The organism is Aestuariirhabdus litorea, from assembly GCF_003864255.1.
GTDB lineage: Bacteria > Pseudomonadota > Gammaproteobacteria > Pseudomonadales > Aestuariirhabdaceae > Aestuariirhabdus > Aestuariirhabdus litorea.
Window position 1 is genome coordinate 1539272 of the sequence record NZ_QWEZ01000001.1, and the last position, 15688, is coordinate 1554959.

Genomic DNA, 15688 nt, shown 5'->3' on the forward strand with positions numbered 1-15688 from the left:
GGGGGCATTATATCGAGTTAGATTAGAAGTTTCTTGCCCTTTCTGCGGAAAAGCGGCGGGATAGATAAAAATCATCCCTTAGAGTGAAGCCGCTCAACACTGACTCTAACCCCATGAAAAACATAAAAAAGCCGCCCAATGAGGGCGGCTTTTTTCAACCTGCAGGAGACTCAGCGAGTTCCGCGACGACGCAGGGATGATGAGGTGAAATAGTTCTCTTTGGGGATAGGCTGAGAGAAGTCCACAAAGGCGGGTTCCTCGTTCGCCAACCCCTGAATGTGGTAGCGACGAGCCTGCAGATCGTGGAACACATCCAGGCCTGTCCAGGTGGTGGGCAGGTCATAGTAGTTGATCAGGTACGCCATGCTAACCCGCCACAGCTGGCCGCGACCGTCGTACTGATCAACCACTGCCGCACCCCAGCTATCCTCATCAAGATAAAGAGTACGCTTGGAGTAGACATGGCGAGCCCCCTCTTTCAGCACACCCTCAACGACCCATACCCGATGCAGTTCATAGCGAGTCAAATCGGGGTTGACGTGACCGGGCTGCAACAACTGCTCGTAGCTCACCTCGGAAGAGATCAGGCGGTAGTTGTTGTAGGGAATATAGATCTCCTTCTTGCCCACCAGCTTCCACTCGTAGCGATCGGGAGCCCCGTTATACATATCGGTATCGTCAGCTGTACGCAGACCATCCGCATCGGTAATGGGGGTATCGTAGGAGATGCTGGGAGCGCGACGCACCCGTCGCTGTCCGGCATTGTAGGCCCATGCCTGGCGAGGCTCTTTTACCTGATCCAGCGTCTCGTGAACCAGTACCGCACCACCGGCCAGACGCGCTGGAGCCTTGGTAAAGGAGAGATAGTAGAAGAGGATATTCTCCAGCTCCGCCTCGGTCATGCCCGGATAGTAGTACTTGAACCCCGCCTCCTGCTGCGAGGAGACCAGCGTATAGACACCGGTACGATGCACGGCCACTTCCGATGCACTGCGCACCACATACTCACCGCGGTATCGAACCATGTGGTTCCACAACGCCTCAAGACCATTCTTCGGAATCGGGAAAGGAATCGCACCGATAGAGCCAGTCACACCATTCCCCCCCTCAACCAGCTTTGCCTTGGTGGCCGCGGCGATGGTGGCATCGTACACGCGCTGTGGAGAGGAGTGGCTGCGATGGGTCTTATAGATCGGCATCTTGAAGCTTTCCGGATAGGCTTCAAACATCGCCAGCTGGCCCGGTGTCAGCTTATCCGCATACTGCTGGACATTGGCCGCGGTGATCACAAACTCGGGCTTCTCCCCCGCGTAGGGATCGGGATAATGCTGACCCGGCTGCTTATAGGCGGCGGGGATCTTGTCCTTGGTAATACCGCCCGTCCAGGCTGGAATTGTACCCGCAGCGTTACCCGCCTTTTCAGCCCCGAAGGGGGTCAACTCATTGCCCAGTTTTGCGGCTTCCTCGGCGCTGATGGCCGCCATGGCGGAACCAGCTGTCATGGAAAGCGCCGCAACGGCACTAATTATCAGTTTCTTTTTGAACATAATGCTTGCTCTGTATCTTAAGTAATCGGGATAACTGAGGATCGAGCCGTCGCACGGACGACGGGCTCGATCACAGTGCCATTAGAACGAGTACTTGATGTTGAACGCGACGTGGTCGCGATCGGTGTTGTTGTTGGAGCTACCGGCACCCTCATACTGGGTATAGGAGATCCCTCCGGAGAGTGTACTCAGGTAGTCAGCATTCAGCCCCAGACTATAGGCAGAGCGCCCCTCCATGAAGTTCCCCGCGCGGTGCGAGTTACCGTCAATGTCGCTCTTGACCACCAAAACCGGGCTCAGGTTAACGCCGGCAATCACATCGTTCCAGCGCCCCTGAAGCACGGCAGTGGCTCCATAGGCGGTTCGGGTCAAACGCTTTGACTTGACGCTGTTATCGCCAGAGTTCTGGGCGGTGGAGTTCATCACCTTCATCTCATTACTGGTGAGTTCAGGCAGCCACTCACCCGACACCTCCACAACACCGATCAGGCGATCGAAGCTGAGAACCGGCCCAAAATTATGGATCGCATTGAGGTTCCAGTTAACGGTCTGGGTTTCAACCCAGTTATGGACGGTTTCACCTACACACACGGAGTCCAGAAGGTTCTGCTTCTGACCGGTGGCGCCATGGGGAACGTTCAGATCCGCACAGTCGGCATTGGTACCACCAAAGAATGAAGGCGCGTTCCTTACTACGGAGCCCAGCAAGTCATCCTCATGGTAGGCAAAGATCGGATTGTTGGGACGATAGGCGATATCGCCCGACACCGAGGTATCCCCGACGAGAGTGGTAAAACTGGCCCCCCAAAGGTCGATATTCTCCTCATAGGAACGGAAAGCACGAACGCTCTGCATAACGTCAAGAGTACCGAAACCCACAGCTCCCTGAAATGCCGGGTTTGCAAGGTTCACTACACAGGCGCCCCCCTGAAGCGCAGAGCAAATACCAATAAAATTAGTACCTGAATAGTCACCCAGATTGGCAGAAATCAATGGAGTTTTGTGGTGGTAGTTGAGGTAATAGAAACCAAACTCGGTCTCGTTCAACTCTTCGGCAATGTAGCGCAGTGCTACACCGAACTGCCCACTGTCCTTGGCCTCATCGTCGTTGACGATCTGGCCAAAATTGGCCCAAGCACCATTGTTGAGGGTATTTGCGTCGATATTAAGGGAACCACTGCTGACAAACGGGTCAACAGCTGCGCTTGCTCCGCCCAGATAGGCACCAAACAATCCCTCCAGTGGTGTCCCGGCAACATCCTGCCAGATCAGGTTCCCTTCTCCACCCGGGGAGAAAAGGTCGGTGGTGCTGAAGTAGGTGCCCACCGGGTTCAAGCGGGTCTCATTCCACTCCCACTGGACAAAGGCCTCGGCACTGAGGTTATCGGTAATCCCCAGGTTGGCATAGAGCATACCGGCCGGTAGCAGCGCATCCTTCACCTCGGAGCCCGGCAGGTTGAACGCTGCCGCATCCAGGGCGTTGATGGAATTGACCCCTTCACGGTAGAAAATCCCCTCGCCCCAGCTGATTACCTGCTTACCAAGACGCAGGCTCAGGGGCATCTCGTTTTCGCCCAGATAAAAGTTGCCATACACGAAGGCGTCCATGAACTCGGCACGGGAACCCGCGTAATCCTTGGCCTTGTCGCTGTACTTACGGCCATAGCCGCTGGGCTGGTAAGGCAGGTCACCGCTGTCATTCTTCTTGTCCATGATCTCGGCATCGTAATAACCGCGAGCGCGTACAAAGGCACCGTAGTCCAGGTAGTTCATCTCCACTTCGGTATTGATTTTGTAGACTGAGGAGACGAGCCCGGTATCAAAGTTACGGTTTCCGTCGTTATCGTTAACGCCGCCATTATCGATATTGGTCTTACGCGACTCTACCCGCCACAGCGCACCATAGGCGACAGTGGTATCGACGGAACCGGTCACTTCACCGTCCGCAAAATCAAACTCTATGGCCTGTACCGGCAGTGCTGCCATCAGGCCAGCGAGAGCGAAGCCCGCTTTAGCTGGGGCTATACGCAGAGACAGTGGATGGCTGTTCTTGGTGTTCATTGACTACTCCGTGAATAGTTCATTTTTAGTGTTGTTTTGTTGTGCGACCTCCCAAGCCCAGCAGAATAACGGATAGAGGCCATATGCCCCCTCTGTCCCACAGCCAGGGTGATTGAGACGCCAACACTTTCTAACGAAGGTTTTGTGTTCTATCCGAATTAAAGGCAATTAAAGCGCCAACCCTTATAAAAACAGAGCCAAAAGTGGAACAAATGTACTATAAAACGCTGCTCATCTATGCCGTAACGCTGGCGCAAATCATCGAACTGAACACAAGCCAAGGCATCATACCGAGGTTTTACGGTTTTAAACAGACGTTTAAGCGGCAAAAATGAAAAATGCGCCCCGCCAAACTTCAGCGAAAAACAGGGTAAACTGGATGAAAATTAGAGGTATTTAACAAAAAAAGAAGACCGAAAGCAGAAAATTAAGGCAACCCACCAACTCCTTGGCGCAAAATAAAATCCCAGCTCACCGTTGACGGCTCAGAAGGTAACAAAATATCAGAATTGGCGTAACAAAGAGCACCCATGCGGTAACACCCGCAAAAAGTTACAAACACTAACGTTCAGGTAACGGACGGCTTATAGTGGCGCTGTAACAGGGTTTCCCATCAGGGCCACCCGCGATGGTGTTGGCTGGGAAGGCACATTGCAGGCCAGGAGCAGCGAGCCCAGAGCCATCACGGCGCCGATCAGGAACACCGCTGACGGTGAACTGAGCCAAATCACACCAAAAAGCGCGGGAATCACTACCGCCGCGATATGGTTGATGGTAAAAGCCACCCCTGCCGTCGAGGCGATATCAGCAGGATCGGCTATCTTCTGGAAGTAGGTCTTGATGGCAATCGCCAGGGCAAAAAACAGGTGATCGACGACATAGAGGGCTCCCGCTACCCAGGCCTGCTCGACGAAAGCGTACCCGGTAAACACCAGTATCAACCCAATATATTCAATCACCAGCGCCCTGCGCTCCCCGATCCGCCCGATCAGCGCCCCGATGCGGGCGGCAAAGAACAGGTTGAACAGGTGGTTAATAATGAATAGCAGAGCGATCTCACCCACCCCATAACCAAATTTTTCCACCATCATAAAGCCGGCAAAGACTATAAAGATCTGCCGCCGGGCACCGCTCATGAAGGTCAGGGCGTAATAAAGCCAGTAGCGCTGGCGCAACACCAGGTGTTTATTCTGGATGTGGGGCTGGGGAAACAGGGGATAAGCCAGAGCGCAGAAGGCCACGATCAGGAGCGCCAGCCCTCCCCCGACCAGGTACATGACCACATAGCTTAGTCCCAGCAATTCACTCATCAGCCAGACCAGAGAGTAGACAAAGAGTGAGCTGAAGGATCCTACCGCAATCAAGCGGCCCAATACCCGAGGGGCTTCCCTCTGGTCGAGCCACTGCAGTGAGAGTGAGGTTTTCAGGGTCTCAAAATAGTGAAAGCCAACCGACATCAGTACCGTTGTGCAGTAGAGCCCAATCACCGATGGGAACCAGCCGGTGATGGCCACCCCGGCCCCCAGCAGCGCCAGGGAGAGAATGGCAAAGCGTTGTTCGCGGATCACCAGTAGCACAAACACGGCGGTAAAGGCGAGAAAACCGGGCACCTCCCTGAGGCTCTGCAGCAATCCGATCTCGGCGCCATTAAAACCCGCCTGGTCGATCACAAAGTTATTGAGCAGGGTCTGCCAGGTTGCAAAGGCCAGCGGGGTTGCCATCGACATCAATACCAGCAATCCAGAGGGGGTTTGCCAAACTTCGCGTTTCAGCCAGCGGCGCATCGGTGGTCCTTATCAGGTCAGGTTAGCGCCCATTATAAGCCGTGTGGCCCGGGGAGAACCATCCTCGGCCCGCAACAAAAAAGCCACGACAGAATCGTGGCTTTTTTGTGACCGGTGGGAAGGCCCCTACCCTCAGCGAGGCTGACTAAAAGGTATCGCCCGGAATGCGGACTGCCCCCTCCATAATCACCCGCGCGCTGCGGCTCATCACCGCCTTGGTCGCAGTCCACTCCCCATTAACCTCTGCGGCGGCAGCCCCTACCCTCAGGGTGCCAGAGGGGTGGCCGAAGGTGACCGCATCACGCGCTCCCCCACCGGCGGCCAGGTTGACCAGGGTGCCCGGCACCGCGGCCGCCGTCGCAATCGCTACTGAAGCCGTCCCCATCATGGCGTGGTGCAGCTTGCCCATGGAGAGCGCCCGTACGCAAACATCGATATCGCTGGCGGCGATCTGCTTGCCGCTGGACGCTTGGTAGTCGGTTGCCGGCGCGACAAAGGCAATCTTCGGCGTGTGCTGGCGGGCCACCGCTTCACTGATATCGGCGATCAACCCCATCTTCACTGCACCGTAGGCACGCATGGTTTCAAAGCGTTCCAGTGCGGCGGCATCCGAATTGATGTCTTTCTGCAGCTCGGTACCGGTGTACCCGATATCCGCCGCGTTAACGAAGATGGTCGGAATGCCGGCGTTGATCATGGTGGCCTTGAAGGTGCCAATACCCGGCACTTCCAGATCATCGACCAGATTGCCGGTGGGGAACATGGAGCCCTCGCCGTCAGCCGGGTCCATGAACTCGATCACCACCTCTGCCGCCGGGAAGGTAACGCCATCCAGCTCGAAATCACCGGTTTCCTGCACTTCACCGTTGGTAATAGGCACGTGGGCGATAATGGTCTTCTGGATATTCTTCTGCCAGATGCGAACAGTGCAGATGCCGTTCTCAGGAATCCGCGCCGGATCCACCAGGCCGCCGCTGATGGCGCAAGCACCTACGGCTGCGGTCAGGTTACCGCAGTTGCCGGACCAGTCGACGAACGCCTTGTTGATAGCTACCTGACCAAACAGGTAATCGACGTCATGGTCGGGCTGGCTGCTCTTGTCGAGAATCACGGTTTTGGAGGTACTGGACGTGGCACCGCCCATGCCGTCGATCTGCTGACCGTAGGGATCGGGTGAACCGATAACGCGCAGCAAAATCTTGTCGCGCGCCTCGCCCGGCTCCTGTGCCGCGGCAGGCAGGTCCTGTCGGCGGAAGAAAACACCTTTGCTGGTGCCACCTCGATAGTAGGTGGCAGGAATCTTGATCTGCGGTACGTGTGCCATAGTGAGTCAATCCTGTGTGGAATCTGTTGCTATGAAACGGGTCGTTATAGGGCTGCCACCGAACCGGGTCGGCACCATGCCTATAAGGGCCTGATGATTTCTCTGATAACCAAAAGTCCGGTTAAAAATAGAAGCGTGGACGGACGGCTCCGTCCACGCTTTTTCGGTTTAGGCGTTACCTTCCAGGAAGTCCTGAGCGAAGCGCTGCAGAACGCCGCCAGCGGCGTGAACCACCACCTCTTCGGCGGTATCCAGACGACAGCGAACTGGTATCTCGACCTTTTCACCGTTGGTGCGGGTCATGACCACGGTCATGTCGCAACGCGGGCTGATCTCGCCGACCACATCGAAGGTTTCGGTACCGTCGATGGCGTAAGTCTTGCGGGTCTCACCGTCCTTGAACTGCAGCGGCAGCACACCCATGCCCACCAGATTGGTGCGGTGAATTCGCTCGAAGCCTTCGGCAACGATGGTTTCAACACCCGCCAGGCGAACGCCCTTGGCCGCCCAGTCACGGGAAGACCCCTGACCGTAGTCGGCGCCGGCGATGATGATCAGCGGCTGCTTACGTTCCATATAGGTTTCGATCGCTTCCCACATGCGGCTCTCTTTGCCTTCCGGCTCGATTCGCGCCAGCGAACCCTGCTTCACCTCTCCGTTTTCGTCACGGCACATTTCATTCAGCAGTTTCGGATTGGCGAAGGTCGCCCGCTGGGCCGTCAGGTGATCACCCCGATGGGTGGCGTAGGAGTTGTAGTCCTCCGGCGCCAGCCCCATTTTGCCGCAGTACTCACCCGCTGCGCTGTCGGGCAGGATCGCGTTGGAGGGAGACAGATGGTCGGTGGTGATGTTGTCGCCCAGTACCGCCAGCGGACGCATGCCCTTCATGGTACGCTCACCGGCCAACGCCCCTTCCCAGTAGGGAGGACGACGAATATAGGTGGTCTGCGGGCGCCAGTCGTAGAGCGGACTCGGCGATTTTTCGATCGCACCCAGGTCAAACATCGGGATGTAGATCTGGTTGAACTGCTCCGGCTTCACGCTCCTGGCGACCAGCGCGTCGATCTCCTCATCGCTCGGCCACAGGTCTTTCAGGGTGATCGGGTTACCGTTCGGGTCGGTGCCCAGCACGTCCTGCTCGATATCGAAACGGACGGTACCGGCCAGGGCGTAGGCCACCACCAGCGGCGGTGATGCCAGGAACGCCTGCTTGGCATAGGGGTGAATCCGACCATCGAAGTTACGGTTACCGGACAACACCGCAGTGGCGTACAGGTCACGGTCGATGATCTCTTGCTGGATCTTGGGATCCAGCGCACCGGACATACCGTTACAGGTGGTACAGGCATAACCGACGATACCGAAGCCCAGCTTTTCCAGCTCGGGCAGCAGGCCCGCTTCTTCCAGGTACAGTTTGGCGACCTTGGAACCCGGTGCGAAGGAGGTCTTCACCCAGGGCTTGCGAACAAGACCCAGCTCATTGGCCTTCTTGGCCAGAAGGCCTGCCGCCACGACGTTGCGCGGGTTGGAGGTGTTGGTACAGCTGGTGATGGCAGCGATGATCACCGCGCCATCCGGCATCAGCCCTTCAGCCTCTTCTGCCTTGGCGGCGGCCAGTTTGGCTTCGTCAGCGATACCGCGCTCTTTCAGCGCAGAAGTCGGCAGACGGCGGTGCGGGTTGGACGGGCCGGCCATGTTGCGGCACACGGAGGAGAGATCGAACTCCAACACCCGCGGATACTGTGCCTCAACCAGATCGTCCGCCCACAGGCCGGTTTCCTTGGCGTACTGTTCCACCAGTGCAACCTGCTCCGGCTCACGACCGGTGAGCTTGAGGTAGTCGATGGTCTGCTCATCGATGTAGAACATCCCCGCAGAAGCACCGTATTCGGGCGTCATGTTGGAGATGGTGGCGCGGTCGCCGATCGACAGGGACGCGACACCCGGGCCGAAGAATTCCAGGTAAGCGGAAACCACCTTCTCGTTACGCAGGAACTCGGTCATCGCCAGGGCGACATCGGTCGCGGTGATACCCGGCTTACGCTCACCGACGATCTTAACGCCGATGATCTCGGGCAAACGCATCATGGAGGGACGACCCAGCATGACGGTTTCCGCTTCCAGGCCACCGACACCGATAGCAATAACGCCCAGGCAGTCAACGTGCGGGGTATGACTGTCGGTACCCACGCAGGTATCCGGGAAGGCCACGCCGTCACGGGCCTGGATCACCGGAGACATCTTCTCCAGGTTGATCTGGTGCATGATGCCGTTACCGGCCGGGATCACGTCAACGTTGTCGAACGCGGTCTTACACCAGTTAATGAAGTGGAAGCGGTCGTCATTACGACGATCTTCGATGTCTCGGTTCTTTTGGAAGGCATCAGGATCGAAACCGGGGGCTTCAACCGCCAGCGAGTGATCGACGATCAGCTGGGTCGGCACCACCGGATTAACCTTGGCCGGGTCACCGCCCTGATCGGCGATGGCGTCACGCAGACCGGCAAGGTCAACCAGCGCAGTCTGGCCGAGAATGTCATGACAAACAACGCGCGCCGGATACCAGGGAAAATCCAGTTCCTGCTTGCACTCGATGAGCTGCTTGAGGGAATCGGTCAGCGCTTCCGGCTCGCAGCGGCGTACCAGCTGTTCCGCCAGGACGCGGGAGGTGTAGTTCAGTTTTGCATAAGCACCGGGCTGGATCGCCTCGACCGCCGCACGGGTATCGAAGTAGTCCAGCGTAGAGCCCGGTAGCGGCTTACGGTATTCAGTGTTCATGGGTTACTCCACCGACAAGATTAACGGGGATGAGCAGCCTTAGCGGCTGCTCTTTAATGAATAGGAGCCGAATGGGCTCAGGTTGTGCATCGCGCCTCAGGCACGGTCTTCGATTGCCACCCATTCACTGCTATCAGGCCCAACGTAATCCGCACTGGGGCGGATGATGCGGTTGTTGGCGCGCTGTTCCATCACGTGGGCGGTCCAGCCTGAGGCTCGCGAGCAGACAAAGATCGGCGTAAACAACTTGGTGGGAATGCCCATAAAGTGGTAAGCAGATGCATGGAAGAAGTCAGCGTTGCAGAACAGCTTCTTCTCGCGCCACATCACCGCTTCACAACGCTCGGAAACCGGATAGAGCACGGTGTCTCCTACATCAGCCGCCAGCTTCTGGGACCAGCCCTTAATCACCGCATTACGGGGATCGGACTCGCGGTAGATGGCGTGGCCGAAGCCCATGATCTTCTCCTTGCGCTCAAGCATGCCCATGATTTCAGTCTCGGCTTCATCGGCGCTCCCCCATTTTTCGATCATCTCCATCGCTGCCTCATTGGCTCCGCCGTGGAGTGGCCCGCGCAGGGAGCCGATTGCAGCGGTAACGCAGGAGTGGATATCGGAAAGGGTGGAGGCGCACACGCGAGCGGTAAAGGTGGAGGCGTTAAACTCATGCTCCGCATAGAGAATAAGGGAAACGTTCATCACCCGGGCGTGCAGATCATTGGGCTTTTCGCCCCGAAGCATGTGCAGGAAGTGGGCACCAATGGAGTCATCATCGGTTTCCGTATCGATGCGCACGCCATCGTGGGAGAAGCGGTACCAGTAGCAGATGATGCTGGGGAAGAGCGCCATCATACGGTCGATGTGGTCGATCTGCTCGGAGAAATCCTGCTCAGTTTCCAGGTTACCCAGCACCGAGCATCCGGTACGCATCACATCCATGGGATGAGCCGATGCAGGAATCAGCTCCAGCGCCGATTTCAGCGCCTGGGGCAGTCCCCGGAGGCTCTTGAGCTTGGCCAGGTAGGCATCCAGCTCCGCCTGGTTGGGCAGTTTGCCCCGTGAAAGCAGATAGGAGACCTCTTCGAAACGCGCCTTCTCCGCCAGCTCGACCATGTCGTAGCCTCGGTAAGTTAACCCTGCGCCCGTTTTACCCACGGTACACAGCGCGGTTTCACCCGCTGATTGACCGCGCAGACCCGCGCCGCTCAGTTTCTTCTCAGTCATCATCTCTCTCCTCTGTAATGCTTCGCTGTCACTCCGCTAGGCGACAACAGTGATCAGGTTTGAATCGTTATTTGTTCTTGCCGCTGGCAAACAGGGCGTCCAGCTTCTGCTCGTAGTCGTGGTAACCCAGGAAATCGTAAAGCTCCATCCGGGTTTGCATCAGGTCCACCACATCCTTCTGGTCACCCTTCTCCAGGATATTGCGGTACACCGCCAAAGCGGCCTTGTTCATGGCACGGAAAGCGCTGAGGGGGTAGAGCACCATGGCGCAACCCACCTCGGCCAGCTCCTGCTTATTGAACAGGGGCGTGGCACCGAATTCGGTGATATTGGCCAGCAGCGGCGCATCGATCGCCGCGCTGAAGGCCTTGTAATCCTCCAGAGTGTGCACCGCCTCGGCAAAGATGCCGTCGGCACCCGCTTCGATGCAGGCTCGCGCACGCTCTACTGCGGCCTCAAGCCCCTCCATCTGGAAGGCATCGGTACGGGCAATGATAAAGAAGTCATCATCGGTCTTGCCGTCGGCCGCCGCCTTGACCCGATCCACCATCTCATCCTGGGAGACGATCTCCTTGTTGGGGCGGTGACCGCACCGCTTCTGCGCCACCTGATCCTCAATATGGACCGCAGCGGCACCCGCCTTGATCATCTCCTTGACGGTACGCTGAATATTGAAGGCCCCGCCCCAGCCGGTATCGATATCCACCAGCAGCGGGGTCTCTACCGCGCTGCTGATGCGACGCACATCCTCCAGCACATCATTGCAGGAGGTCATTCCCAGGTCAGGCAGACCGTAGGAGGCGTTGGCAACACCACCGCCCGAGAGATAGATCGCCTGGTGCCCCACCTGCTCGGCCATCATAGCGGAGTAGGCGTTGATGGTACCGACGATCTGCAGCGGAGAATTCTCCCGCAACGCTTTGCGGAAACGTCCGCCTGCACTCAGTTTGTTACTCATGCTTCTCTCCTTTTGCTTGTTCGTTCGCGTGTTAGTTGGGACAGCGTCAGGCAATTCGATTCTGTGGTGCCAGCGCCTGCTCGCGCGCCAGACGCTGCTCCAGGTGATTTCTGGAGGCGGCGATATGACGCCGCATCAGCAGCTCGGCCAGCTCGCCATCGCGGTCGCTGATGGCGTTGATGATCTGCTGATGCTCAGAAAAGGCGCGCTGGGGACGGTTACCCGAGGCGCTGAACTGGTAGCGGTACATCCGCACCAGGTGATACAGCTCACCGCCCAGAATCTGGATCAGGGTAGCGTTCTTGGAGCCCTGGATAATGCGGTAGTGGAAGTCGAGGTCACCCTCCTTCTGGTAATAGGCTTTCCCCTCCTCCTCCTCAATCTGGCGTTCGTGCTGGGTCAGCAGCGCCTGCAGGCCGTCGATATCCTGCTGGGTCATGTTGTTGGCGGCCTGGCGGCAAGCGAGCCCCTCCAGGGACTCCCTGACGTGGTAGATCTCGATCAACTCCTGCGCACTCAGGGACACCACCCGCGCGCCCACATGGGGAATGCGCACCAGCAGCTTTCGCCCCTCCAGGCGTCGGATCGCCTCACGCAAGGGGCCCCGGCTGATGCCATAGGTGCGAGCCAGTTCGGGTTCGCTGATTTTACTGCCGGGTGCAATGTCACCTTTTACAATCGCAGTTTGAATCGACTCGAACACGCGGTCCGCGATGGTTACTACATCTGCATCCTGAGTCATAATTGAACGGCTCCCTGAAATTGTCGACAATCCTAGCACGCCGATCCGAAGATTCCCAAGCGCGAACCTCATATCTCATACTATTGTCTACAATCCACCAGAACCTTAACCTCCCCCTGCCAAGGGCCGCCAGCACAGGGGACAGGAGTTGGACTTGGCTACCATCCCCAGTACAATGCAGCGCTTGCAGAGCGAGTACCCATGTCCGCGCCATTCCTGACCGCTATCCCTTACCACTGCGACAGCAGCCTCTACTTCGAGCGTCTTCGCCATCTCCCCTATCCGGTTTGGCTGGACTCCTGTGCCCACCAGCCTGGGCTGGAGGGGGGGCGCTACGACATCCTCAGTGCAAAGCCAGAGGAGTTGATCGAATACCGTCAGGGCCAGTGCCGGCATACGGTAGACGATGGCAGCACGCGGCTGGAATCGCTACCACCGATGCTGCTGCTGGCCCAAAGGCTGGCCCGCTATCAACAGGTCGCCTGCGAACTTCCCTTCTGTGGTGGCGCCCTTGGGCTGTTTGGCTATGAGCTCAAGGCCCAGTTTGAGCCCACCCGCTGCCCCAACACCCGCCACCACGACGAAGCCGAGATGCGGGTAGGCATCTACCTCTGGGGGCTGGTACAGGATCACCAGCGCCGTCAAAGCCAGCTGGTATTCCATCCAGAGGCGCCTCCCCGCTTTCGCGAACAGATTCAGGCCCTGGTTCTTGAGGGAGGGGCAGCTACAGCTTCCCCGCCAGGCCGGTTTCAGCTGCTTACCCCTTTTCAGTGCGACACCTCCGCCGAGGGTTACCGAGTCAGTTTTGAGCGAATCCAGCACTACATTCGCGCCGGTGATTGTTACCAGATCAACTACACCCAGCGCTTCAGTAGTCGCTACCAGGGTGACCCCCTGACGGCCTATCTGAAGTTGCGCCAGACCAGCCCCGCCCCTTTTTCCGCCTATCTGGAGACCCCGGAGGGGGCAGTCCTTAGCCACTCACCGGAGCGCTTCATTGAGTGTCGCGGACGCCGGGTCGAGAGCAAACCGATCAAGGGGACCGCCGTGCGCGGTGCCACACCGGAGGAGGACAGGCAGAACGCCCGGCAGCTGCTGGAGAGCGATAAGGACCGGGCCGAGAACCTGATGATCGTCGATCTGCTGCGCAATGACCTGGGAAGAGACTGTCGCCCGGGGAGTATCAAGGTCCCCCGTCTCTTTGCCCTCGAGAGCTACGCCAACGTCCACCACCTGGTGAGCACGGTGACGGGGACACTGGGCTATGATCGTACGGCGCTGGACCTCTTTACTCACGCCTTTCCCGGTGGTTCCATCACCGGCGCCCCCAAGATACGCGCCATGGAGATTATTGACGAACTGGAGGACCAGAGTCGCAGTATCTACTGCGGATCCATCGCCTATCTCAGTTTCAACCGACGTATGGACAGCAGTATCTGCATCCGCACCCTGCTCGCCCACCGCGGAGAACTTCACTGCTGGGGGGGGGGCGGCATCGTCGCGGACTCTGAATACGAGGCCGAGCGGGAGGAGTCATTTGCCAAGGTACGCAACCTGGTGCGGGCACTGGAAGGCTACCTGCCCGACGGCACTGTGGCTCCCGAGGAGAGGGATCTTTAAAGGGGGAGAGGGCTCTCCCCCGGCAGCAACGTGTTAGAGGCTCAGCTCACGCTCGCTGGCTTTGATGAACTCGCGCTTGAGCTCCTCGTAGGAGTGAACCGCTGGAAACTGCGGAAACTCGGCGATCACGTTATCGGGAGCTTTAAAGAGGATGCCCGCCTCAGCTTCCGCCAGCATACTGGTGTCGTTGTAGGAGTCTCCCGTCGCGATCACCCGATAATAGAGTGAATGCAGGGCGATCACCGACTGTCGTTTGGGGTCTCGCTGGCGCAGTTGGTAGTCGGTAATTTTCCCCTGCTCATCCACCACCAGCTTGTGGCACAACAGGGTCGGAAAACCCAGCTTGCGCATCAGCGGCTGGGCAAACTCGTAAAATGTATCGGAGAGGATCACCACCTGGAAGCGCTCTCGCAACCAGGCAACAAATTCAACCGCTCCAGGCAGAGGCTCCAGGGTATCGATCACTGCCTGGATATCCGGCAGTCCATACCCCTCCCGCTCCAGAATCGCCAGCCGCTGCTTCATCAGCACATCGTAATCGGGGATATCGCGAGTGGTCGCTTTCAGCGCTTCGATCCCAGTTTTTTCGGCGAAATTAATCCAGATTTCCGGTATCAAAACGCCTTCGAGGTCCAGACATGCGATCTCCACTAACGACTCCTGAAGTTGATCAAAGATAATAGAAGGCGCCAATCTACCCCGTTGCGGATAACCATGCAAGAATCCCATCTACCCCCGCTAGCGAAGGGCCAGCGGCCAACATATAGCAGGCGCGCCTAACCATAGAAAAACATATTATTACTTTTCATATTCATAAAAAGCTAAAATCCAAAGCCAACTTATAACCCTTAATTTTAAAAGCCGTAACGAGGTGGCAGGTGAGCGCTGAATTCAATACCAAGCAACTCAACGAGACCTATCAGGATCAAACACCCCAGCAGATCCTTGAGTTGGCCTTCAAGCAGTTTGATAACATCGCCCTCTCCTTTAGTGGTGCCGAAGACGTTGCCCTGATCGAGATGGCCAGCAAACTGACCGACCGCCTGCAGGTCTTCTGCCTCGACACCGGTCGACTGCATCCGCAGACCTACCGTTTTATCGAAAAGGTCCGCAACCACTACCAGATCGAGATCGAGCTGATCTACCCTGAGGCCGCCGCAGTCGAAGAGCTGGTCAAGTCAAAAGGGCTGTTCAGTTTCTACGCGGACGGCCATAGCGAGTGTTGCTCCATCCGCAAGATCGCCCCGCTCCGCAAAAAACTGTCCGGTGTTGATGCCTGGATTACCGGCCAGCGAAAAGACCAGAGCCCCGGCACTCGAAGCGATATCCCGGTGATCGAAACCGACCCTACTTTCTCCGGCGCCCGCAGAGAGCTCGTCAAATTCAACCCCCTTGCCAACTGGAGCTCCAGGGAGGTATGGGACTTTATCTGGATGTTCGACGTCCCCTACAACGAACTGCACGACCAGGGTTTTATCAGCATCGGTTGCGAGCCCTGCACCCGTGCCGTACGACCCAACCAGCACGAGCGCGAGGGACGCTGGTGGTGGGAAGAGTCGACCGCCAAGGAGTGCGGGCTGCACGTGGGCAATATCCAGAAATCCTGACCCCCACACCGGCGTGGGGCAAGTGTTGCACCCACCGCCGCCA

Annotated in this window: 11 protein-coding genes; 2 read left to right on the forward strand and 9 right to left on the reverse strand. The window is 57.6% G+C overall.

Annotated elements, in window-relative coordinates:
• Positions 1 to 170 precede the first annotated feature (170 nt).
• The 8 genes from D0544_RS07160 to D0544_RS07195 all read right to left on the reverse strand — a co-directional run bounded on the left by D0544_RS07160 (position 171) and on the right by D0544_RS07195 (position 12418).
• A complete protein-coding gene (locus D0544_RS07160; RefSeq protein WP_243647260.1) occupies positions 171 to 1502 on the reverse strand; it encodes a DUF1329 domain-containing protein in 1332 nt (443 codons plus the stop codon).
• 126 nt (positions 1503 to 1628) lie between these two features.
• Positions 1629 to 3608 (reverse strand): DUF1302 domain-containing protein, encoded by a 1980-nt coding sequence (locus D0544_RS07165; RefSeq protein ID WP_125015291.1) that lies wholly within the window; start codon positions 3606 to 3608, stop codon positions 1629 to 1631.
• 584 nt (positions 3609 to 4192) lie between these two features.
• Positions 4193 to 5392 carry an MFS transporter gene (locus D0544_RS07170; RefSeq protein WP_125015292.1) on the reverse strand — a complete coding sequence of 400 codons (1200 nt, stop codon included), beginning with the start codon at positions 5390 to 5392 and terminating at the stop codon, positions 4193 to 4195.
• Positions 5393 to 5537: 145 nt separating this feature from the next.
• Positions 5538 to 6716, reverse strand: a complete 1179-nt coding sequence (prpF, locus tag D0544_RS07175) for a 2-methylaconitate cis-trans isomerase PrpF (RefSeq protein ID WP_125015293.1) — start codon at positions 6714 to 6716, stop codon at positions 5538 to 5540.
• A 168-nt stretch (positions 6717 to 6884) separates the two neighbouring features.
• Positions 6885 to 9494 carry a Fe/S-dependent 2-methylisocitrate dehydratase AcnD gene (acnD, locus tag D0544_RS07180; protein ID WP_125015294.1) on the reverse strand — a complete coding sequence of 870 codons (2610 nt, stop codon included), beginning with the start codon at positions 9492 to 9494 and terminating at the stop codon, positions 6885 to 6887.
• A 96-nt stretch (positions 9495 to 9590) separates the two neighbouring features.
• On the reverse strand, positions 9591 to 10718 hold the full coding sequence (prpC, locus tag D0544_RS07185) for a bifunctional 2-methylcitrate synthase/citrate synthase (protein WP_207905786.1): 1128 nt from the start codon (positions 10716 to 10718) through the stop codon (positions 9591 to 9593).
• A 67-nt stretch (positions 10719 to 10785) separates the two neighbouring features.
• Complete coding sequence (prpB, locus tag D0544_RS07190; RefSeq protein ID WP_125015296.1) at positions 10786 to 11676, reverse strand: methylisocitrate lyase; 891 nt, start codon at positions 11674 to 11676, stop codon at positions 10786 to 10788.
• A gap of 46 nt (positions 11677 to 11722) precedes the next feature.
• Positions 11723 to 12418, reverse strand: coding sequence for a GntR family transcriptional regulator (locus D0544_RS07195; RefSeq protein ID WP_125015297.1), 696 nt, complete (start codon positions 12416 to 12418; stop codon positions 11723 to 11725).
• A 201-nt stretch (positions 12419 to 12619) separates the two neighbouring features.
• On the opposite strand from D0544_RS07195, the gene pabB reads away from it, so the two are divergent.
• A complete protein-coding gene (pabB, locus tag D0544_RS07200) occupies positions 12620 to 14038 on the forward strand; it encodes an aminodeoxychorismate synthase component I (protein ID WP_125015298.1) in 1419 nt (472 codons plus the stop codon).
• 33 nt (positions 14039 to 14071) lie between these two features.
• On the opposite strand, the gene thrH is transcribed toward pabB, so the two are convergent.
• Positions 14072 to 14689: a bifunctional phosphoserine phosphatase/homoserine phosphotransferase ThrH gene (gene thrH, locus D0544_RS07205; RefSeq protein WP_164880864.1), complete on the reverse strand. Its 618-nt coding sequence runs from the start codon at positions 14687 to 14689 to the stop codon at positions 14072 to 14074.
• A gap of 227 nt (positions 14690 to 14916) precedes the next feature.
• Between thrH and D0544_RS07210 the strand changes: the two genes are divergently transcribed.
• Positions 14917 to 15645 carry a phosphoadenylyl-sulfate reductase gene (locus tag D0544_RS07210; protein WP_125015300.1) on the forward strand — a complete coding sequence of 243 codons (729 nt, stop codon included), beginning with the start codon at positions 14917 to 14919 and terminating at the stop codon, positions 15643 to 15645.
• Positions 15646 to 15688: the final 43 nt, after the last annotated feature.

Coding starts and splice junctions, on each gene's coding strand:
- prpC (WP_207905786.1), bottom strand. CDS start 10,718: ATGACTGAGAAGAAACTGAGCGGCGCGGGTCTGCGCGGTCAATCAGCG.
- D0544_RS07165 (WP_125015291.1), bottom strand. CDS start 3,608: ATGAACACCAAGAACAGCCATCCACTGTCTCTGCGTATAGCCCCAGCT.
- pabB (WP_125015298.1), top strand. CDS start 12,620: ATGTCCGCGCCATTCCTGACCGCTATCCCTTACCACTGCGACAGCAGC.
- prpF (WP_125015293.1), bottom strand. CDS start 6,716: ATGGCACACGTACCGCAGATCAAGATTCCTGCCACCTACTATCGAGGT.
- D0544_RS07160 (WP_243647260.1), bottom strand. CDS start 1,502: ATGACAGCTGGTTCCGCCATGGCGGCCATCAGCGCCGAGGAAGCCGCA.
- D0544_RS07170 (WP_125015292.1), bottom strand. CDS start 5,392: ATGCGCCGCTGGCTGAAACGCGAAGTTTGGCAAACCCCCTCTGGATTG.
- D0544_RS07195 (WP_125015297.1), bottom strand. CDS start 12,418: ATGACTCAGGATGCAGATGTAGTAACCATCGCGGACCGCGTGTTCGAG.
- prpB (WP_125015296.1), bottom strand. CDS start 11,676: ATGAGTAACAAACTGAGTGCAGGCGGACGTTTCCGCAAAGCGTTGCGG.
- acnD (WP_125015294.1), bottom strand. CDS start 9,494: ATGAACACTGAATACCGTAAGCCGCTACCGGGCTCTACGCTGGACTAC.